This window comes from Psychrobacter cryohalolentis K5, assembly GCF_000013905.1.
Lineage (GTDB): Bacteria > Pseudomonadota > Gammaproteobacteria > Pseudomonadales > Moraxellaceae > Psychrobacter > Psychrobacter cryohalolentis.
In genome coordinates this window covers 1,720,184-1,740,545 of sequence record NC_007969.1, presented here as the reverse complement: position 1 = coordinate 1,740,545, position 20,362 = coordinate 1,720,184, and the positions used below count along the sequence as shown (strand labels likewise).

Below are 20,362 nucleotides of genomic sequence, written 5' to 3'. Positions count from 1 at the left end.
CAAATAATGCAGGTATGAATAAAATAAAAAAAGGCTGGATTAGCAATTGCTAACCCAGCCTTTTTACGTTAAAAAAGAAAAACTAAGGGGTTAGTTTGACCTTTGGATATACCATGTTAGCAGGAGAGAGTAGATTGTCTAACGTCTCTTTATCCATCAGGTTCTCTTCTAGAACGATGTCATAAACACGACCACCGGTTTCTTGGGCTTTTCTTGCCACATAGGTAGACGACTCATAACCCAAATGTGGGTTTAATGCGGTTACCAGACCAATATTGTTGAATACTTCAGTATTACACGCTTCATTATTCATCATTACGCCATCGATACAGCGCGTGGCAAATATCTCACAGATATTTGCCATCATGCTCATACCGGTAAATAAGTTGAAAGCAATGACTGGCTCAAAGACATTGAGTTGTAGCTGAGCGTTCTCTGATGCCATGACGATAGCGGTATCAATACCCATTACATGAAAACACGCTTGATTGACCACTTCAGGTATAACAGGGTTTACTTTACCCGGCATGATTGAGCTACCAGGCTGCATCTCAGGCAGGCGATATTGTGCCAAGCCTGCACGAGGACCCGAGGATTGCAAGCGTAAGTCATGAGCAATCTTTGATAGACGAGCAGCAAATAGACGCAGATTGCCAGACAAAGCAACATAAGCACTGGTATCTTGTGTGGCTTCAATCAAATCTTCAGCGATATAATAAGGTCTGCCAGTTAGCTCTTGTAATGTCTCAGCACACAGCTCTGAATACCCAGCAGGTGCATTCAAGCCAGTACCGATAGCGGTACCGCCCATATTAATCTCATGAAAAAGTGCGCGAGTTGACTCGATACGCGCCATCTCTTTTTTGACCATCGTTGCAAAAGCGTTGAATTCTTGACCTGCTGTCATCGGCACCGCATCTTGTAGATGGGTGCGTCCCATTTTTAATTGATCGGCGAATTCGATGCTTTTGTTAATTAGACTTTGGTGCAGCACCGCCATCTTATCCAATAGACGCGTGCAATAGTCATCCAATGCGACATTAAGCGCCGTTGGATAGGCATCATTGGTCGACTGCGAAAGGTTGACATGATTATTTGGATGCACATGCTGATATTGCCCTTTTTCATAGCCTAATATCTCTAAAGCACGATTGGCAACGACCTCATTGACATTCATATTGGTTGAGGTGCCTGCGCCGCCTTGAAACATATCGACGATAAATTGGTCATGATATTTATCAGCGATTAAGTCATCACATGCCGCGACGATCGCATCTTTGACGGTATCATTTAATACACCAACTTTGTTATTGGCAATGGCAGCGGCTTTTTTGACGGTAGCAAAGGCACGGATAAAGGTAGAGAATTGATGTAAGCGCACACCGCTCACAGTGAAGTTTTCAAAAGCACGTAAGGTTTGTATGCCGTAGTAAGCGTCAGCTGGCACATCGCGATGACCAAGTAAGTCGTATTCTTGGCGAGTAGTGGTTGTCATTTAATAAAATTCCTTCAATAAAAAGCCCTGATAAAAACGGCCATCGCCTGCGATATTTATAAAACCCTGTTATCACTATGGCGATGTCGCCTCAAATGAGCATTATAGACAACTTTTCAGCATAAGCGCCTTATATTGTGACTAATATGGCTGTTTATTTAAAATAAAGACCAATACTGCGCTCAAGATGACAGTACTTGCTATCATAAAAGTTAAAGTGATCGGCTCGGACAAAATTACCACGCCCAGTAAGGCTGCAAGCACGGGCACACAAAGCTGTATAACGGCAGCCTGTGTGTTTTTTAATAAAGGCATTGCCATATACCAGATGCTGTAGCCAATGCCAGAGGCAATTGCCCCTGATGCACACGCCAACCATATCCCTTCCATGGTGATACTGTCGATATGAATGAGTTGCACATCCATAATGTTTTGATATATAAAACCAGCGACTAATAATATCGGTATCGCTAGCAAACTTCTGATGAAATTAAAACCTGTGGCTCGCAGCGGTGAGAGACAGGTCTTGCCGCGTATGCTATAGATACCCCATGCCACACCACTGATTGCCATGAGCATGGCAGCGAGTAATGAAGGCATTGAGGCCGATGGTAGCATCAAATATACAAACCCTGTGATAGCAATAACAAAGGCAATCCATTGCAAATGACTCAACGTCTCTTTTTTATAAATCCCCCAACCAATCATAGTGAGCTGAACCGCTGAAAATAAAATCAGCGCCCCAGTGCCAGTCTCAAGCTCTACATAGGCAATCGAAAAACACAGCGCATAAATAACTAAGCTTATGCTACTCAGCCAATTACCTCTTTCACTTAATATCTCTTCATTGAAAGAATGACTAAGTCTCAATTTGCGATGTCTTAAGTAGTAGGACTGAGTTGCCATGATCATACTCAAGCAGACAGCAGCGCTTAATAGGCGAACAATGGTAAAGCTCCAAGCGTCTATATAACCCTCTGCTAAGGCCATCCTACAAAACAGAGAGTTTGCAGCAAAGGCTATTAACGCAATCAGCGTATACAATGTGACTTTCAAAAATAATTCCTACAATTAATAAGTAAGTTTTTGCATAAAATAGAGCAGCTTTAAATAGAGTGGTTTTGATGCCATCATTAAAAATAATAACAAGGAAAAAAATATGGACTGGGCAAGTATTTTCATTCATGATACAACATGGACATTTGCTGCTGAGATACTGATACGTGTCATTGTCATGTTTGTGCTCATCATTTCATTTTTGCGCTTTACCGGCAAGCGCGGCGTTCGACAGCTCTCCATCTTTGAGCTGACCATCATCTTGTCACTGGGATCTATCGCAGGTGACCCGATGTTTACCGAGGATTTACCGATTATTCAAGCGGTACTAATCATGAGTACGGTAATACTGCTTTACCGGCTCTGTACATGGGGCATGATGAAATATCAGCCTTTTGAAGATTTGTTAGAAGGTAAGTCCTTATATATCGTCGAAGATGGCATGCTGGTACACGACAAAATAGCAGAAGGGAAAATGTCACATGATGAGTTTTTTGCGGAAATGCGCCAACAGGGGGTCGAGCATTTAGGTCAGGTTCGTACCGGTTTGCTTGAAACCGATGGCAATTTTAGCCTGTTATTATACCCACCTGATGACACCGGCTATGGTCTGCCACTTTTCCCGAAACAGTATCAGGCGGTTGAGCAGGTAGAATCACAAACGTATTACGCTTGTATGTACTGCGGACACGTGGACTTTATCTCTGATGCCAACCAGCAATGCGAGCGCTGTGAAGATAACTGCCGGAATTGGGCAAAAGCTTTAAACACTAAGCTCGTGAGGTAGTAATGGGTGCAAGGTTTGACAGTGTTTATTAAATAGCCTAAGCATTATTATTTAATTCAGATGCGTCTAGCAATTTTATCACTTGTTGAACCCGCACCTCTCTATCACCACCAATTGATTGAAATGGTTTGTTATAAGCTGTTAACTGATCAGCAAAATAAGCGCTTATTTCATCGCGCTGATGTGGGCTATCACGCAAGTCATCAGCAACCCAAGGTGTATCAACGTCGGTTAATAGTATTAAGTCATAATGATGTACCAATGCTGCTTGGGTAAGCGTTTCAGGGCAATCGCCATAATACCAATTGGAATAAACCATCAGTTCAAACAAGCTGGTATCACAAAATAAATAATGATGGTCGTTTGACGTTTGTGATACTTGCTTTGCCAACTTATTCTCAAGCAGTATCTGACCTTGTGCAATAGGTAGCAAATCCTCCCACGTACAGGTCAGTTGCTCGTCGTCCCATTTAGCTTGCAAGTAAGTGCGCATATACTCTGGCACCCAAGGACAGCCAAAATGGGTAGCTAAATCACGGCACAGTGTGGTTTTTCCCGTACTTTCTGCGCCTAAAACTGCGACCTTGATGACGGATTTAGGCGTATGCTGCGTGAGATTGAAGGCGGTAGCGTTGTTGCCATTCATAATAAGCCCAAATTGCGATGAGAGTGAAGACTACGTATTGTAATGCTGTAAAGGTTAGACCTTTATAAAAATAGAGCGGTACTGAGATAGCATCAGCGACAATCCAGAGTATCCAATGCTCAATCTTGCGCCGTGCCATCAGCCACATCGCCATCAAAAACAGGGCAGTGGTCAGCATGTCAGTATAGTCAACCCACGTAAATAGATGCATGCCAAGCTCAGCGCCATCGAAGCTGAAGTTGTTATTGATAACTGGTCTAAAATAATAAACCAGACCAACAAAAGCTATAGTTGCCGCGGCTAATAGTGCCAATATAGGGACGTCATTTTTATCTAAACGTTCTACTTGGATAAGGTTTGGCGCATCAGTGTTTTTAAGCTCTTGGTTATGTTGTTGAGCGGTGGGGTTTATATGGTCTCGATGCTGTGTAAGTTCTTTATTTTTTGACCAATTTATCCAGCCATAAATACTCATAATGGTATAATAAGCATTGATAAACATATCACCAAATAATTGCCATTCCCATAACAGATAGACAAATATAGCGGTGCTGACCAAGCCAATAGGGAATACCAAAATATTGGTTTTACTGGCGAGTAGTACACTGGCTACCCCAAAGATAACCGCAATCAATTCCAACCCGATAAACAAGGTCGGATAGTCGGCATACTGACCAAACAACCAATTCAAAAGTTCCACCATTGTCATTCCAAAATAGATAATAAGTTTGATATTTCTTAATAGAGATGTAGACAATCAAAATGCAGATCAATTATTTATACAAATAACGTGAGTAAGCAAGGCTGATTATAACGCAGCTGCCGCAAAATGAAGCCAATCTTTGCTTATTCTTGGCAAGAAGCTGATTATTTGTAACAAAGTATTAGAAAAATAATAATATTCAGGCATAATAAAGGCACTTATTTTAAGTTTACAGTCATTCACCCAAAATTAGACGACTGTTGTTTTACTTCACCTTATGCTTATTTCAAGCACCATAGTAGTAGACAAGGAAGCGTATCATGACGACTTGTATCACAGGCACCGGCCTGTATATCCCGCCTTTTAGCATCAGTAATGAAGAACTGGTAGAGTCCTTTAATCAGTATGTTGAAAAATATAATACAAAACATGCGGCTGACATTGAAGCAGGCACACTCACGGCTCTTCAACCTTCATCAGCGGCTTTTATCGAAAAAGTATCTGGTATCAAATCACGCTATGTGATGGAAAAAGACGGCATCTTAAATCCTGACATCATGGCACCTGTTATCGCTTATCGTAACTTGGGCGAAGAGCTGTCTATCATGGCAGAAATGGGTGTGGCCGCGTTAAATGATGCCTTGGCTGATGCAGGACTTGAGGCCAATGATTTAGATGGTATCATCCTTGCCTGCTCAAACTTTCAGCGTACTTATCCAGCTGTCTCTATCGAGATTCAAAATGCGATCGGTATGGTGGGCGGCTTTGCTTATGATATGAATGTAGCTTGTAGTGCCGCAACTTTTGGTCTATCACAAGCACATGGTTCTATCGCATCAGGTCTTGCTAAGCGCGTCGCTGTGGTCAACGTTGAAATTACTTCAGCGCATCTAAACTGGCGTAACCGTGACAGTCACTTTATCTTTGGTGATGTCGCAACCGCTTGTATTGTCGAAGAACTCGATACGCCTAAAGGCTATGAGATTTTAAACTCTAAGCTATTTACTCAGTTTTCGACCAATATCAAAAACGAATACGGTTTTATGGATCGCTCAGAGTTTTTGGCCGCGCAAACAGAGATGTATCCGGATATTAAAGAGCCAGTAACCGATAAATTATTCTTACAAAATGGTCGTAAAGTCTTCCGTGAAGTCTGTCCAAAAGTGTCAGAAGTCATTACTGAGCATCTACAAGAGAATAACATCGCAACCTCTGATGTAAAAATGATGTGGCTCCATCAAGCCAATGCCAACATGCTAGATTTAATCTTGCGTACGGTCATCGGTAAAGAAGCAGACAAAGCCATTGTACCGAGTGTCATTGCTGAATTCGCCAATACCAGCTCAGCAAGCCCAATGATTGTTTTCCATCGCTATAAAGATGACCTTGCATCCGGTGATTTGGGTGTTATTTGCTCGTTTGGTGCTGGTTACTCTATTGGGTCGGTAATCGTCCGCAAGGTCTAATTTTTTTAAGCCTTGAGTCTTAATTATTATCAAAATAGTCAAGAATATTCTTGGCTATTTTTTTATTTAAATTTTAAGGGAAGCTGATGCTGCATTCAAATTATCAGAAAAAAGCATCGATATGGTGCAAGCAGTAGAAAAGTTTGTTCATATATTGACAAGATTGCTGAGAGGTTTTAATTTAAGCGCAAAAATTTGCTATAATCACGGTCTTATTTCAATTATTCAATTAAAAGTCCTTTTATGAAAGAATCCTTACGCCTGCGTTTAGACCAAATGGTAGACCGTTATGAAGAGGTCACTGCCTTATTATCAGACCCGAGTGTCATCAGTGATAACAATAAATTCCGTGAATTGTCCGTCGAACACAGCGACTTGATGGATATCACCACTTTATGGCAGAACTATGTTGGTGCAGAAAAGGATCAAGCTGATGCAGAAGCGATGCTAAAAGAAGCATCAGATCCTGACATGAAAGAGATGATGCAAGAAGAGATTGACAGTGCTCGCGATACTATCGTAGAGATGGAAGAAGCACTTAATCTCATGATGCTGCCAAAAGATCCTAACGATAAAGTGCCCGCATTCCTTGAGATTCGTGCAGGGACAGGTGGTGATGAAGCAGCGATTTTCTCTGGTGATTTATTCCGCATGTACCAAAAATTCGCCCAGAACCAAGGCTGGACTTTAGAGATTTTGTCAGCCAATGAGGGTGAGCATGGGGGTTATAAAGAAATCATTACTCGTGTGTCTGGTAATAGCGTTTATGGTCGTCTAAAGTTTGAGTCTGGTGTACATCGTGTTCAGCGTGTGCCTGATACAGAAAGCCAAGGTCGCGTACATACGTCAGCCTGTACTGTCGCTGTGATGCCTGAAGTTGAAATTGATGATACGGTTGATTTGAATCCAGCTGATATTCGCTTTGATACTTTCCGCTCAAGCGGTGCTGGTGGTCAGCACGTGAATACTACCGACTCTGCTGTACGTTTGACGCATATACCAACGGGTACCGTGGTAGAGTGTCAACAAGAACGCAGTCAACATAAAAACCGTGCGCAAGCGATGAAAATGCTGATTTCAAAAATTCAGCAAGTCAAAGTCCAAGCACAGGTAGATGCCGCTGATACGATACGTCGCGATTTGGTCGGTAGTGGCGATCGTTCAGAGCGTATCCGCACCTATAACTTCCCGCAAGGACGTATGACGGATCATCGTATTAACCTGACTTTATATAAGCTTGACTCGATTATGGAAGGTGACTTGGATGAAATCCTTGATGCGCTGTTACGTGAGCATCAAGCGGACTTGATGGCAAGTATTGGCGGTGCTTAATAAGCACTTCATCAGCCAATAATATAAGAGGCGTACGCCATGCATATGATAACCAACTCATCGCTACTATTACCGTTTAATAAAATCGCGATGACTATTGTCGCGATTTTGATGGCGTTTTGGTTATCTGCTTGTAGCGTCACGCCTTCATCAACGTCAGTCGTACAGCCAGACCAGAGCGATAGTAGTGTAACGACTAATAAAAATGACCTGTTTTCTTATCAAGCGTGTGTTTATCCGCCTAATGAGACTGTACAAGCGTGTACTGCGAAGGGTGGCGCGTTTTCACAGCGAGGTCGCCTTGGCTGCTATCAATGTGTGGTGACTTATACCGATGCAGGAAAAGCTTGCCAAGACAGTACCGACTGCCAAGGTAAGTGCAAAAATACCGGTAAGTTCATTAAGAGTGGTACTAAAAACCAGTCTGGGCAATGCGCTAGTGACAGCAGCGGTTTTGGCTGTTATCAAACCATAGAAAAAGGTGTGGCACAGCCTGCTATCTGTGTTGATTAATTTACTATTTATTTTTAATACTAAAGCCACATAATCATTAGGCAGCTGCCTAATTTGAATTTTTTGTTTTAATCCCTTAATTTAAGTTTATCGTTTTCGTTTATTCCTTTAATTATCTAATAATTTTGAGAGTGTTATGTCAAAGCCTAATAATCAAAATCAGCAAAACAATCAAGAGCCAGCTCCAGAAGACGCTAATGAGCTGATTGCCCAATTGCAAGCCAAGCTGGATGATATCGTCGCTTCAGGTAAACAGCCTTATCCGAATACGTTTAAGCGCACAGATTATGCTCAAGACTTGCAGGCAGCTTTTGAGGGTATCTCAAAACAAGAAATTGCTGACAATGATGCTAAAGGCGAAAAAACACAGGTGAATGTCGCCGGTCGCGTCATGCTGAACCGTGGGGCGTTTATTGTTATCCAAGATATGACAGGTCGTATCCAGTTATATGTGGCACGCAAAGAGTTAGATGAAAAGACGTTAGCAGACATCAAATCGCTAGATTTGGGTGATATCGTTGGTGTATCAGGTTATATCGGTCGTTCAGGCAAAGGCGATTTGTACGTACATATTGAAGAGATTGAGTTATTGACCAAAGCATTACGCCCAATGCCAAATAAATTTCATGGACTAGCTGATGTAGAAGCTCGTTATCGCAATCGTCATCTTGATTTGATGACCAATGAGACGACCCGTGATACCTTTATGGTGCGCAGTCAAGTCATTAGCGGTATTCGCAAGTTTATGCTAAATGAGCGTTTTATGGAAGTTGAAACGCCTATGATGCATCCGATCCCAGGTGGTGCAGTGGCACGTCCGTTTGTGACCCATCATAATGCGCTTGATATGCCATTATATCTGCGTATTGCTCCTGAGCTTTATCTTAAGCGCTTGGTCGTTGGTGGTTTTGAAAAAGTCTTTGAGATTAACCGTAGCTTCCGTAATGAAGGCGTTTCAACCCGTCATAATCCTGAATTTACCATGATTGAGTTCTATCAAGCGTATGCGGATTATCATGATTTGATGGATTTGACTGAGCGCTTATTTAATGAATTGGCGACGGATATCTTGGGAACGACTGAGATTACTTACCAAGAAGAAGCCATTAGCCTAAAAGCGCCATTTATACGTCTATCTATGTCTGATGCGATTGCCAAATATGCAGAAAACTTTGATATGAATCGTATTAACGATCGTGAGTATCTTGCAGAGTACGCATCGACAACGCTAAAGCAACAGGTAAAGGATGTCTTTGGTGTGGGTAAGTTGCAAACCATCATCTTTGAAGAAACCGCTGAGCACCAATTGCGTCAGCCGACGTTTATCACTGAATACCCTGCTGAAACCTCACCGCTAGCACGCCGTAGTGATGACAACCCTGAGATTACGGATCGTTTTGAGCTGTTTGTTGGGGGTCGTGAGTTGGCAAATGGCTTTAGTGAGCTCAATGATCCTGAGGATCAGGCTGAGCGTTTCCTTGGTCAGGTGGCTGAAAAAGATGCTGGCGATGATGAAGCGATGCATTTCGATGCAGAGTATATCGAAGCTTTGTCTTATGGTTTACCGCCAACAGCAGGTGAAGGTATTGGTATCGACCGTTTAGTGATGTTATTGACAGACTCTGCCAGTATCCGTGATGTGATTTTATTCCCACACATGCGCCGTAAGCTGGAAGGATAAAGAAAGATAGTTCGCTTGCCATAAGTCTATCCTAGTACTAAACTGAACATAAGAAGGCTTTTCCGCTTTGATGGAATAGCCTTCTATGGTTTTTTGGTACTTAATTAATAGGGACATTATGCATACTATGGACAATCAGCAAGTAACGCCCTCGATTTGGCAACAGATGATTCAACAGAGTTTTTTGTCTTTGTATGACTTATCAGAAAATAAAATCACTAGCCCTGAATATTTTCAGGGTTATGATTTTGTTTTCAGGTTCTCTAATGCGACGATTTATCTTATTGTCAATGATGTCGTGATGCAGGCAAGTAAGCAAGGCATTGATACTAGTCAAGTTCGTACATGGAGAAAAGAAGTTGTCAATCAGCTTATCAAGCAACATGCACATCTTTATCTCAAAAACGATAAAGCTATCACTCATAAAAATGAAGCGACATCTAATAAACCCGTATATTTTATTGGATTAACATCACTTTCAGTTCAGCATCAAGATTACGATCATAATAATCTACAAAACCAGTATTCATCATCGCCATCTTATGCGGTTGGTTATGAGTATGGCAGTCAGTTCTTTGCTGAAGATTGTGTGTTAGATTTGGACGATGAACACAGCGTTCTACAAGTATTTAGCTACCAGAACTTTGCTGAGATATTAAACCAGTTGGTGACGCCAAGTGATTTGACCGCCTATCTAGCGTTTCATCGTAGTAAACTGACTGGGTTTGAGACGTTTGCAGATGAATCGACTTTGCTTGTGCGGTTCTTACAATCGCCAGATTTTCATCATAGAGCGATTGAAGTTCAAGAGCAATTGCTCAGTCATGAGTTAATAGCACAGATTGAACCACGATTGCTAAAAGCAGCAGAGCCTGAGCAAACTGAGTTTGCGGCAGCGCTGATGGCAGAGATTCAGAAGAATACTCGAATGTGGTACAAGCTTTTTAATAGTTTAATCAAAAGCTGTTATGAAGCGGGTAACCCACTACCAAAAGAGCAGGTTGATATTTTGGTCGATGAATCCATGTACACCTATGCGTGTTTGATAGAAAAAATATTGGCCCATAGAACAATTGACCAAAAATCGCGCTGGACAGGTTATGTGCGCCATGAGCACTCTTACAATGTATTTGGTCGCCATTATTTAATGGTATTTTATGCGCAAGATAGCAATAGCTCGTTAAGTGCAGATAAAGTTCGTGCTGGTCATCAAGATTTGCTATTTGAGCTCAACGCCCAAATGCAGCAGCCCGTTATGCAAGAGCTATTTTTAATTGGTATCGATGTCAGACCTTGTGAAGATAGCGTGAATACCGAAGTATATCTTGATGCTTTCCATCAGCATGGATCGCTTATCGATGCGAATACGCAGCGTTTATATCAACAATTGGCTCAATTGAGAGCTCAATCATAGCCTAGTTTTGAGACTTAAGTTTGATAGCTGGTTTGGATAGTTAGATTCAATAGTTAGGCTCGACACTTATTTTTGACATTTAGCTTCGATAACTGATTTTAAGATAAATTGCTAATTTGATGCTTTACTTATATTTTTACGACTTACCTTGGCATTCATTATGACGCAGCAATATCAAGTTTTAGCCCGCAAATACCGCCCCAAAAACTTTCACGAGTTGATTGGGCAAACGCATGTCTCACAGGCGTTGATCAATGCGATTGATTACAATCGTCTGCATCATGCTTATTTATTTACGGGTACGCGCGGTGTCGGTAAAACGACCATCGCCCGTATTTTGTCTAAATGTTTGAACTGTGATACTGGCATTACCAGTACCCCATGTGGCGTGTGTGATAATTGCGTGGCGATTGATCAAGGGCGTTTTATTGATCTGATTGAGATTGATGCGGCTTCTCGTACCAAAGTTGAGGACACGCGCGAGCTACTGGATAATGTGCCGTATGCGCCAAGCCAAGGCCGTTATAAAGTCTACCTGATTGACGAAGTGCATATGCTGTCGACACACAGTTTTAACGCGCTTCTTAAGACTTTGGAAGAGCCTCCTGAGCATGTCAAGTTCCTATTAGCCACTACGGATCCACAAAAGCTGCCGATTACTATTATCTCGCGCTGTCTGCAGTTCGTATTACGTCCTTTGTCGCAAAGCTTGCTCAGTGAGCATTTAGCCAATGTTCTAACTCAAGAACAAGTAGGCTATACACAGCCTGCACTTTGGCAATTGGCTAGTGCGGCAAAAGGCTCGGTACGTGATGCTTTATCCTTGACCGATCAAGCCATTGCTTTTGGCCAAGGTGCGCTTGATGATGTGACCGTTAATTCGATGCTCGGCTTGATTGATGCGGCCGACTTAGTGAGCTTAATTACAGATATCTATAATCATGATAAGCCTGCTGTCGCTGCCCATATCGAGCAGATGCGTGCGCAAATGGTTGATGCTAGCAGTATGTTTGACGGACTCGCTGAGCTATTGCATCAGTTGGCATTGTGTCAGCTGCTGCCCGAAGTCGCTCTCAATGTCAATGAAGCGCAAGCACAGCATATCGATCAGCTTGCCCAGCATATGAGCCCTGACGTATTACAGCTTTATTATGAAATTGTGGTACAAGCACGGGAAGGCGTCAAGCTTGCCAGTACGCCGATGCAAGCACTTGAGATGTGTATTTTACGTCTCTTAGCTTTTCGTCCCTTACCGGTTGATGAGATATTAGCCAATGTACTTGATAGTACGGTAATGGCTATAGAAAAACCTACTACCACTGTCTCTAGCGCTACATTAATCACTGAGCCAGTGTCATCATCATTAGAATTACAAACTCAATCTGATAATATCGTTTATGAGAATATTGATACAAGTGTCAATGATAAACAGGATGTTGGTGCTGATAATAGTATTACTCAACATGAGCAATATTACTCAAATGACGAGGCTAGTCATTTAAACCAGTACGACAATTCTAGCGTTTATGACACGCTAGAATTGTCCAATAATCAGCCTGAACCCGTTGTTGAACCCGTTGTTGAACCCGTTGTTGAACCCGTTGTTGAACCCGTTGTTGAACCCGTTGTTGAACCCGTTGTTGAACCCGTTGTTGAACCCGTTGTTGAACCCGTTGTTGAACCCGTTGTTGAACCCGTTGTTGAACCCGTTGTTGAACCCGTTGTTGAACCCGTTGTTGAACCCGAGGTAAATGATTCTCAATTATTAATTCAATCTGAAGACCCTCGGGCGCTTCTACGTTGTCCGCCGCAAGAATTGATAGGTGAGTGGACACCAGAAAAATGGGACTATTGGCTACAAACTGCTCGTGAAGCCGCTAGTTTGGCTCAAGATGAATTGGCGCTTGCCCGTCAAGGTATGATGACAGGCAGCTGTAATGCCGAAGCCATCTTTGTCACAGCAGTCGATAGTAAGCATTTGCAGGCAACCTTTGAGCAGCTAGCGACAAAGATGCAGGTACAATTCCCTGATGCTGCCATCAGCTTACGAATTGATAGCAGTATCGCGCAAGCCGATGATAAAACCCCAGAGCGTCGTCAACAAAAACGTCTCGTTGAGGCTAAAACAGTGGCAGAATCAAGATTGTTTAATACGCCAGTGATGCAATATTTAACCGAGCGCGGCGAAGGAAAAATGGGCAAGGTTCAGTTATATTAAACAGTCATACATTTATTAATTGATTGATAGTTTATAAAAATTAGCACTTTATTAAAAATATTGTATTTATTGAAAAATCAAGGCGATATTTATCTATCATCTTGATTTTTTTTACCTTTATTGATTAAGGAACACTCACATCTTACTCTGAGTTTAATATTAAAAAACTGTAAGATTTATCATTATCCGCTATAATGGTTAAGTTATATTAACAACTAAAAAGCAGCTTGGATGAGAATATGTTAGATAATTTACGTGGTATGGCTGTGTTTGCTAGTGTGGTCGGACACGGCTCCTTTAGTGGTTCAGCCCGTGAGCTTGGTATCACCACCAGCGCCGTCAGTCAGCAAATACGTTCTTTAGAGAACGAGCTTGGTGTGGTGTTATTACATCGCTCAACCCGTAAGCTCAGCTTAACAGAAGCGGGTGCTAGCTTTTATGAAGCGGCAAAAGATGTGGTAAGTGCGGCAGAGCAAGGTCGAATTAAAGTCAATCAATTACGTGATGAATTGGCAGGTAGTTTGCGTATTGCAACGACCCCAGAGCTTGGTGTCAATCATATTTTGCCAGCACTATCGACTTGGATGTCAGCGCACGATGATCTTAGTATTACCTATTTTGCAGATAATAATTATATTGATATGATTGATGAGCGAATCGATATTGCGATACGTATGAGCCCCAATATCAACGACTCAACTGTGAGCAATCATCCGTTATCTGATGTGCGTCAAATGTTGGTCGCTTCACCACAATATTTACGTCAACATAAGAAAATTGAAACACCGAAAGATTTGGCGGATCATCATCTTATCTGTATTGATATCATGAAGGATACAAATAATGTTGAGCTGACTCAGACTGAGACTGGTAAAAAAACACGTATCAAAATGACGTCGCGTATCCATACCAATAACGTCTTTATGGCAATGACCATCGCTAAAGAAGGTCATGGTATTCTTAGAATGATGGAAATGGATGTCAAAAAAGAGCTAGAATCGGGTAACTTGGTCGAAGTTCTAACCGGCTATCAGATGCCAAGTTTTGTACTATATGCTGTAACCTTAAATCGTGAGCAACAGCCTGCAAAAATCACGCGTTGCTTAGAGGTATTAAAAAAATACTTTCATGCAAACTAAGGTTTAGTTTATTTAAATGCTAACAAAGCTGAATGATTAATAATGAAAAAAGCCTATAGATAATTTATCTATAGGCTTTTTATATTTTGGTTAAATAGACGTTTAAAACGAAGGTTTTAGTAAATTAACCAAGCGTTCAACTACTTGTGAGCTTTCATTACGGCTCATATTAAGTGGTGGTAGCAAACGAATTACATGACCGCCTGTAACATTGATGATAAGTTTCTGCTCATCACGAGCACGATCGACAAGCTTGCTACAGTCCATGTCTTCTGGTAGGGCAATGCCAATCATCATCCCAGCGCCGCGACTGCTGACGCCATATTGTCCAAATGCATCAACCATGCTATCACGAATAAACTGTCCCTCGTTGACGGCGTTTTGCATGATATCACTGTTCGCCAATACGTCATATACGCTATGTACCACACGACTGGCTAACGGTGTACCACCATAGGTTGAGCCATGACTACCAGCTCCAAATAAGCCATTAGCGCGACCACGTACCATACAGGCACCGACAGGAAAGCCATTACCTAAGCCTTTAGCCGTCGTTAATACATCAGGGCGTGCGCTGCTATGCTGATAAGCAAAATACTTACCTGTTCGTCCATTGCCTGTCTGTACTTCATCAAGCATGAACAGCCAATTATGTGTATCGCATACGGCTTGTATCTGCTCAAGGTAAGTAAAGCCGTTAGCTGCCGTATTAAGACCACCTTCACCTTGAATAGGCTCTACGAATACCGCGCAAATATCCTCATAGTCATGAGCTGCTTGTTTAATGGCGGCAATATCCCCAAATGGCACACGGATAAAATCATTATCTAAAGTGTAAAAGCCTTCGCGCGCTTTGGGGTTGGCAGTTGCTGATAATGATAATAAGGTACGACCATGGAAAGATTGCTCCATCACAATGACTTTTGGACGCTTAAAACCCTGTTGATGTGCGTATAGACGCGCCAATTTTAGTGCTGCTTCATTTGCTTCAGCGCCACTATTGGCAAAAAATACACTGTCCATTTGCGCGGCATTACATAATGCTTCACCAGCACGCTCTTGCCAGTCTATACCAAATAAATTACTGGTATGAACCAATGTTGCTGCCTGCTGTTGAATAGCTTCGGTTACTTGTGGATGGCAATGTCCTAAACCACATACCGCGATACCAGTCAATGCGTCTAGATAAGGCGTCTCATCTTGAGTATAGAGCCAGCTTCCTGAGCCGCGGGTAAAACTGATAGGTTGACGAAGATAAGTGGGCATCAGGTAAGTAGCAGACATGTACAGCATCCTTGGAATCATAAAGTGATAAAAGTAAGAGGGTAAAGCGCTTAATGTTATAGCTCATCAGAAAACGGCGTCGACTCAGCAGGCAATGTATAGTCTTCGTTTGCCCATGCGCCAAGATCGATCAGTTTACAGTGATGACTACAAAATGGCTTATATTTATTATCTTGCCATGTGGTTTGCTTACCGCATTCTGGACAAGGATACGTTTTAGGTGAAAGGCTGGCGTTAGAAGTAGATTCGGTCATAATAAAAGTAGAGAGATCCTTGGTTTTATCAACAAAGTATCCTCAAAAAGTAAGCAGTAATTGATTTTCAAATCATTGCTCTATTAATCTGATTGAGAAAGCTATCTGTCGATGAGTAATCGATATCGCGATATTACTATTGGGTTGCATTGACTATATAATAGCATGCAGCCGAATAATGACAAATGACAAATACTTTAAGGACAGCAAATGACTGACAACCTTGAGCTTTCACATCAGCAAGAGCGGGCATTTCAACCTCAACGACTCTCAGCACCACGTGATTTTTTGATGCCAGACGCAGCACTTAAACCTAAATCATCACTCGTTTTGGAGATTGGCGCAGGGAAGGGCAAGCATGCCTTAAGCTTTGCCATGCAAAATCCTGATAAGCATCTGATTGCGATTGAGCGTACTCGCAATAAGTTTGAGGCATTTAAAAAATTGGCAGCGCAGCAGAATTCTGCCAATTTGACCGCTATTCATGCTGATGCAATTGCATGGATCGTACATGCAATTGCGCCAAACAGTATCGATAGTATCTATATCTTATATCCCAATCCTGAACAGCACAATCCCAATCAACAATGGCTTAATATGCCGTTTTTTGAGTTTTTACTGTCACGCTTACAGGTAGGCGGGGAGATAATATTGGCAACCAACATCGAAACATATATGGACAATGCTGAGCATCAAGCAAATGAAGTATGGTGTTTGCCCAATACGCGTAGTCAGGTTGCAAGCAGTAGTCAGCGTACACATTTTGAAGTTAAATACTTAGCACGGCAAGAAACCTGTTGGGAATTGAACATGAAGAAACCTGAAGGTTATCAAACCAGATTCGATAAGTGGATGATAGCTGATGTGAGTATTTAAGATAATAGCCTAAGTAAAAGATAAAAGAATTACATTTGCTATAAAATGCTAAGGTTAAGTTAAAACTATAAAATAGCCTAAGCAATTAAGATTGTAATAAATAAAACCGCCCCAGAAAGGCAGTTCAAAAATCCGTCGAGTAAGTACGTTAAAATAAGTTTATAAAAACGGTTTTACTAAATTATTAGAATCCGTACGAGCATCAAGCACAGTCAAAAAAGTATAGGCACCGATAAATTTCCGACTGATAAACATAAACTCTTTAGGTGGTAGATTGAACTCGAAAGACTGCATCGCTTGTGTCGCATCATTTGAGAGGCGAGTATGCAGCTTACTGTTAGCCCAAATATAGCGCTGTTGGTCATCTAGACAATTAGCAGGCATATCAGTGTTTATCACAGGCTCACTAAAAGGTTCAGTTGCCAACAAAAACAATGAGGCGATATCTGAACGTACTTTATCACTCATGGTATCAAAAAAGTCATAACCAGTCATGGCACTCATCATAGATTGATGATCATGATAATAACCGGAACGTAATAAATTATGAGCAATCGTCAATAAGTTGTTATCGAACTGGCGAATCGCACCAAAATCTAATAAGACCAGTTTATCAATTTCAGTTTCGTCGCGTGCGACACGGACAAGGTAATTACCAAAGTTTGGATCCGTTTGCATCTCACCCCAAACGAAAATCTCTTGTATCATGATTTCGATAGCCGCCTGACCGATGGCGTTTCGACGCTCAAGAGGGAGTAGTTGCAATGCGTCAGAAACCACACTGATACCCGGCTCATAAGACATACAAAGTAAGCGCTTGGTCGAATAATGGCGGTTAATTCTCGGTACAACATAACGTGCATCGTCAATCAAACGGTTATAGAACCGCTCTGTTGTGTCAGCTTCCGCCTCATAGTCGACTTCATGATGTAATAAATCACGTATCTCTTCAAACCATGCATCGAGTGAACGGGTTTGTGGAACGATATTACTAACCTTTAATAGGCTCTTAAATAGAGCCAAATCAGAGTTAATCGCATCAGCTACACCCGGATATTGAATCTTTAATACCACTTGCTCACCCGTGGCTATGACGGTTGCACGGTGAACTTGGGCGAGGGATGCTGTACCAATAGGGACAGGGTCAACCTGAAGATCCTGCAGCTTATTACCCAATAAATCCTGTAAATTCTGCTCGATTTTTGGCCATGCAAGTGTCGCTGTATCATCATTAAGCGTTTGTAAGGCACGGGTAATCTCAGGTGGTAAGATATGCTCACCATAAATCGCTAGCATTTGACCAATTTTCACGACAGAGCCTTTTAATTTACCAAGCTCTTCTGCCAAATAATGCGCCTGTTCTTCCATAAAAATCTGGTTACGTGCTGTACGTGCTTCTTTATTAAGAAACATACCAGACACGCTATTACCTGCCCAACGTCGACCAATGTTCAATGAGGTTTTGGCAATCGACATACGACGATCAAACCCCGATGTTTTTAAATTATCGATAGACTGCTTGTTATTAGAAGACCTAGAGGTATTGTTTGCCATAGATATCGTCATTTCATCGAGTTGGTATTGATTTGTGGGTGATGTACCTACAATACAAGGGAGATGTGCTATGAGTGTACAGAATTGTATCATATAAAGAAGGCAGGTTTTGCAGCTTAGCCAAGCGACGTTATTTACTTTGTAATTTAGGCTAGCATACTGAAATTCTTAAGCATTTTTTGCCTGTTAGTTTTAGCAGCCTTTAAAAACTATAACCAATCAAAAAATTCAACCTAGCATCACGCTAGGTCGAATTTATCAAAAGTCGCTATAGGTAAGTGCTACTTATCACTACTATTTAAATGTTTTCACGGGCAATAGCATGATGACCGATATCACGGCGATAATGAGCACCATCAAAACTAATGGCAGCAGTGACCGTTAATGCTGCTTGCTGTGCATCTGAGATGCTATCTGCTAATGCAGTCACACATAATACACGCCCGCCATTGGTCACGACTTCTTTCTCATTGCTAGGAGCATTTTCATGAGAAAAAGCCGTGCCCGCATGAAAAACTTTTACCGAATTTTGATTGTCATTATTTAATTCTGGCAAGCCTGCAATCACATCACCTTTCGATGAAGTTTCAGGGTAGCCTTTTGAGGCGACGACAATACCAAGGGCAGGGCGCTCATCCCAGTTGGCTTCGCTCGGTAATTTACCTTCAAGTCCTTGTGCAACCAAATCAACCATTGACGATTGTAAACGCATCAAAATAGGCTGCGTCTCCGGATCGCCAAAACGGCAGTTAAACTCAATCACATACGGGTCGCCCGCATCATCAATCATGAGTCCAGCATATAAAAATCCGGTATAAGGATAACCGGCAGCTTTCATCGCATCTACAACAGGCTGAATCACTTGTGCCATGACTTTATCATGAACCTCTTGAGTGACAACTGGCGCAGGAGAATATGCACCCATGCCGCCTGTGTTTGGACCCGCATCACCTTCAAAAGCACGCTTATGGTCTTGGCTGGTTGCCATTGGCAGGATATTTTCACCATCGACCATACAGATAAAACTGGCTTCCTCGCCTTGCAAAAACTGCTCAATCACCACGCGGCTACCGGCATCGCCAAATTTATTATCTGCCAACATATCGTCAATGGCTTCATGCGCCTGTTCGATCGTCTCAGCAACAATGACCCCTTTACCGGCAGCAAGACCATCCGCTTTAATTACAATAGGTGCGCCTTGCCCATCGATATAAGCCTTTGCCGCTACTGCGTCGGTAAAGCCCTGATAAGCCGCCGTTGGGATATTGTTTTGTTCCATGAATTCTTTGGCAAAAGTCTTTGAGCCTTCTAACTGCGCGCAATACGCTGTTGGACCCCAAGCTTTGATGCCAGCAGCACGACAAGCATCGACAATGCCTGTTACCAACGGTGCTTCTGGACCAACGATGACCATGTCGATAGCGTTATTCTGACAAAACTTGATAACAGCGCTGTGCTCGCCTGCATCAGTGGCGTCTTCCAAAGTGACGTTTTGGCATTTGGGTTCAAGGGCGGTGCCAGCATTACCAGGCGCGATATAGATATTTTTTACATTATTATCTTTTGCGCACTGCCATGCTAGTGCGTGTTCACGACCACCTGAACCAATCACCAAAATATTCATCATACCTCTTGCCCTTAGCATTAAAATTCATAATAAGTGAGTTAATAGCGAGCCAGCAAAATACTGTCCAATATTCTGCGCTATTCTAACAAAAAAATGCTGCCATTGTCATGACTATGTGTCATAGCTATGCGCCTGTCCGTCTATATTCAGCCGTATCAAATCACAATCGTCTCATTAGTAAATGTTATCGACATCTCACTGATTCATGAAATGATGTTGTACGCTTTAGCTATGACAGCAGGTGCGTTACAATTCCACCTGAGAGATAGCCTTGAGTGAAATTATTTACTCATAGACCTGTTAAACCTCACAAAATA

17 protein-coding genes are annotated in these 20,362 nt (G+C 42.0%); 9 read left to right on the top strand and 8 right to left on the bottom strand.

Features of this window, described 5'->3' with window-relative positions; translation table 11 throughout:
- Window positions 1–82: 82 nt before the first annotated feature.
- Window positions 83–1,495 (bottom strand): aspartate ammonia-lyase, encoded by a 1,413-nt coding sequence (locus PCRYO_RS07235; RefSeq protein ID WP_011513748.1) that lies wholly within the window; start codon window positions 1,493–1,495, stop codon window positions 83–85.
- Window positions 1,496–1,636: 141 nt separating this feature from the next.
- A complete protein-coding gene (locus PCRYO_RS07230) occupies window positions 1,637–2,551 on the bottom strand; it encodes a DMT family transporter (RefSeq protein ID WP_011513747.1) in 915 nt (304 codons plus the stop codon).
- A 103-nt stretch (window positions 2,552–2,654) separates the two neighbouring features.
- Between PCRYO_RS07230 and PCRYO_RS07225 the strand changes: the two genes are divergently transcribed.
- Window positions 2,655–3,338, top strand: coding sequence for a DUF421 domain-containing protein (locus PCRYO_RS07225; protein ID WP_011513746.1), 684 nt, complete (start codon window positions 2,655–2,657; stop codon window positions 3,336–3,338).
- 37 nt (window positions 3,339–3,375) lie between these two features.
- Here PCRYO_RS07225 and PCRYO_RS07220 read toward each other — a convergent pair whose 3' ends face one another.
- Both PCRYO_RS07220 and pnuC read right to left on the bottom strand, forming a co-directional pair.
- Entirely contained in the window at window positions 3,376–3,984 is a 609-nt protein-coding gene (locus PCRYO_RS07220; RefSeq protein ID WP_011513745.1) for an AAA family ATPase, read from the bottom strand.
- Window positions 3,935–4,687, bottom strand: a complete 753-nt coding sequence (gene pnuC, locus PCRYO_RS07215; protein ID WP_041753122.1) for a nicotinamide riboside transporter PnuC — start codon at window positions 4,685–4,687, stop codon at window positions 3,935–3,937. The genes PCRYO_RS07220 and pnuC overlap by 50 nt, the downstream gene beginning before the upstream one ends.
- A 320-nt stretch (window positions 4,688–5,007) precedes the next feature.
- Between pnuC and PCRYO_RS07210 the strand changes: the two genes are divergently transcribed.
- The 7 genes from PCRYO_RS07210 to PCRYO_RS07180 all read left to right on the top strand — a co-directional run bounded on the left by PCRYO_RS07210 (window position 5,008) and on the right by PCRYO_RS07180 (window position 14,450).
- Window positions 5,008–6,153 carry a beta-ketoacyl-ACP synthase III gene (locus tag PCRYO_RS07210; RefSeq protein WP_011513743.1) on the top strand — a complete coding sequence of 382 codons (1,146 nt, stop codon included), beginning with the start codon at window positions 5,008–5,010 and terminating at the stop codon, window positions 6,151–6,153.
- 243 nt (window positions 6,154–6,396) lie between these two features.
- Entirely contained in the window at window positions 6,397–7,485 is a 1,089-nt protein-coding gene (prfA, locus tag PCRYO_RS07205) for a peptide chain release factor 1 (RefSeq protein WP_011513742.1), read from the top strand.
- A gap of 39 nt (window positions 7,486–7,524) precedes the next feature.
- Window positions 7,525–7,998: a hypothetical protein gene (locus tag PCRYO_RS07200; protein ID WP_011513741.1), complete on the top strand. Its 474-nt coding sequence runs from the start codon at window positions 7,525–7,527 to the stop codon at window positions 7,996–7,998.
- Between the two features lie 136 nt (window positions 7,999–8,134).
- Entirely contained in the window at window positions 8,135–9,679 is a 1,545-nt protein-coding gene (gene lysS, locus PCRYO_RS07195; protein ID WP_011513740.1) for a lysine--tRNA ligase, read from the top strand.
- 118 nt (window positions 9,680–9,797) lie between these two features.
- Window positions 9,798–11,093 (top strand): hypothetical protein, encoded by a 1,296-nt coding sequence (locus PCRYO_RS07190; protein WP_011513739.1) that lies wholly within the window; start codon window positions 9,798–9,800, stop codon window positions 11,091–11,093.
- 160 nt (window positions 11,094–11,253) lie between these two features.
- Window positions 11,254–13,311, top strand: coding sequence for a DNA polymerase III subunit gamma/tau (gene dnaX / locus PCRYO_RS07185; RefSeq protein ID WP_011513738.1), 2,058 nt, complete (start codon window positions 11,254–11,256; stop codon window positions 13,309–13,311).
- 239 nt (window positions 13,312–13,550) lie between these two features.
- Window positions 13,551–14,450: a LysR family transcriptional regulator gene (locus PCRYO_RS07180; protein ID WP_011513737.1), complete on the top strand. Its 900-nt coding sequence runs from the start codon at window positions 13,551–13,553 to the stop codon at window positions 14,448–14,450.
- Between the two features lie 102 nt (window positions 14,451–14,552).
- Here PCRYO_RS07180 and PCRYO_RS07175 read toward each other — a convergent pair whose 3' ends face one another.
- A complete protein-coding gene (locus tag PCRYO_RS07175; RefSeq protein WP_011513736.1) occupies window positions 14,553–15,734 on the bottom strand; it encodes an aspartate aminotransferase family protein in 1,182 nt (393 codons plus the stop codon).
- 56 nt (window positions 15,735–15,790) lie between these two features.
- Window positions 15,791–15,988: a DNA gyrase inhibitor YacG gene (locus PCRYO_RS07170; RefSeq protein WP_011513735.1), complete on the bottom strand. Its 198-nt coding sequence runs from the start codon at window positions 15,986–15,988 to the stop codon at window positions 15,791–15,793.
- Window positions 15,989–16,198: 210 nt separating this feature from the next.
- Between PCRYO_RS07170 and PCRYO_RS07165 the strand changes: the two genes are divergently transcribed.
- Entirely contained in the window at window positions 16,199–16,864 is a 666-nt protein-coding gene (locus tag PCRYO_RS07165; RefSeq protein ID WP_011513734.1) for a methyltransferase domain-containing protein, read from the top strand.
- Window positions 16,865–17,023: 159 nt separating this feature from the next.
- On the opposite strand, the gene PCRYO_RS07160 is transcribed toward PCRYO_RS07165, so the two are convergent.
- Both PCRYO_RS07160 and purD read right to left on the bottom strand, forming a co-directional pair.
- The gene (locus PCRYO_RS07160) at window positions 17,024–18,418 is read right to left on the bottom strand and encodes an ABC1 kinase family protein (protein WP_192941320.1); all 1,395 of its coding nucleotides are present in this window, start codon (window positions 18,416–18,418) and stop codon (window positions 17,024–17,026) included.
- 298 nt (window positions 18,419–18,716) lie between these two features.
- Window positions 18,717–20,042, bottom strand: a complete 1,326-nt coding sequence (gene purD, locus PCRYO_RS07155) for a phosphoribosylamine--glycine ligase (RefSeq protein WP_041753119.1) — start codon at window positions 20,040–20,042, stop codon at window positions 18,717–18,719.
- Window positions 20,043–20,362: the final 320 nt, after the last annotated feature.

Bases quoted from the DNA above. Each gene is read 5' to 3' on its own strand.
- pnuC (WP_041753122.1), bottom strand. From the start codon at position 4,687: ATGGTGGAACTTTTGAATTGGTTGTTTGGTCAGTATGCCGACTATCCG.
- prfA (WP_011513742.1), top strand. From the start codon at position 6,397: ATGAAAGAATCCTTACGCCTGCGTTTAGACCAAATGGTAGACCGTTAT.
- lysS (WP_011513740.1), top strand. From the start codon at position 8,135: ATGTCAAAGCCTAATAATCAAAATCAGCAAAACAATCAAGAGCCAGCT.
- PCRYO_RS07220 (WP_011513745.1), bottom strand. From the start codon at position 3,984: ATGAATGGCAACAACGCTACCGCCTTCAATCTCACGCAGCATACGCCT.
- PCRYO_RS07190 (WP_011513739.1), top strand. From the start codon at position 9,798: ATGCATACTATGGACAATCAGCAAGTAACGCCCTCGATTTGGCAACAG.
- PCRYO_RS07160 (WP_192941320.1), bottom strand. From the start codon at position 18,418: ATGGCAAACAATACCTCTAGGTCTTCTAATAACAAGCAGTCTATCGAT.
- PCRYO_RS07175 (WP_011513736.1), bottom strand. From the start codon at position 15,734: ATGTCTGCTACTTACCTGATGCCCACTTATCTTCGTCAACCTATCAGT.
- PCRYO_RS07170 (WP_011513735.1), bottom strand. From the start codon at position 15,988: ATGACCGAATCTACTTCTAACGCCAGCCTTTCACCTAAAACGTATCCT.
- PCRYO_RS07210 (WP_011513743.1), top strand. From the start codon at position 5,008: ATGACGACTTGTATCACAGGCACCGGCCTGTATATCCCGCCTTTTAGC.
- PCRYO_RS07225 (WP_011513746.1), top strand. From the start codon at position 2,655: ATGGACTGGGCAAGTATTTTCATTCATGATACAACATGGACATTTGCT.
- purD (WP_041753119.1), bottom strand. From the start codon at position 20,042: ATGAATATTTTGGTGATTGGTTCAGGTGGTCGTGAACACGCACTAGCA.
- PCRYO_RS07180 (WP_011513737.1), top strand. From the start codon at position 13,551: ATGTTAGATAATTTACGTGGTATGGCTGTGTTTGCTAGTGTGGTCGGA.
- PCRYO_RS07200 (WP_011513741.1), top strand. From the start codon at position 7,525: ATGCATATGATAACCAACTCATCGCTACTATTACCGTTTAATAAAATC.
- PCRYO_RS07165 (WP_011513734.1), top strand. From the start codon at position 16,199: ATGACTGACAACCTTGAGCTTTCACATCAGCAAGAGCGGGCATTTCAA.
- PCRYO_RS07235 (WP_011513748.1), bottom strand. From the start codon at position 1,495: ATGACAACCACTACTCGCCAAGAATACGACTTACTTGGTCATCGCGAT.
- dnaX (WP_011513738.1), top strand. From the start codon at position 11,254: ATGACGCAGCAATATCAAGTTTTAGCCCGCAAATACCGCCCCAAAAAC.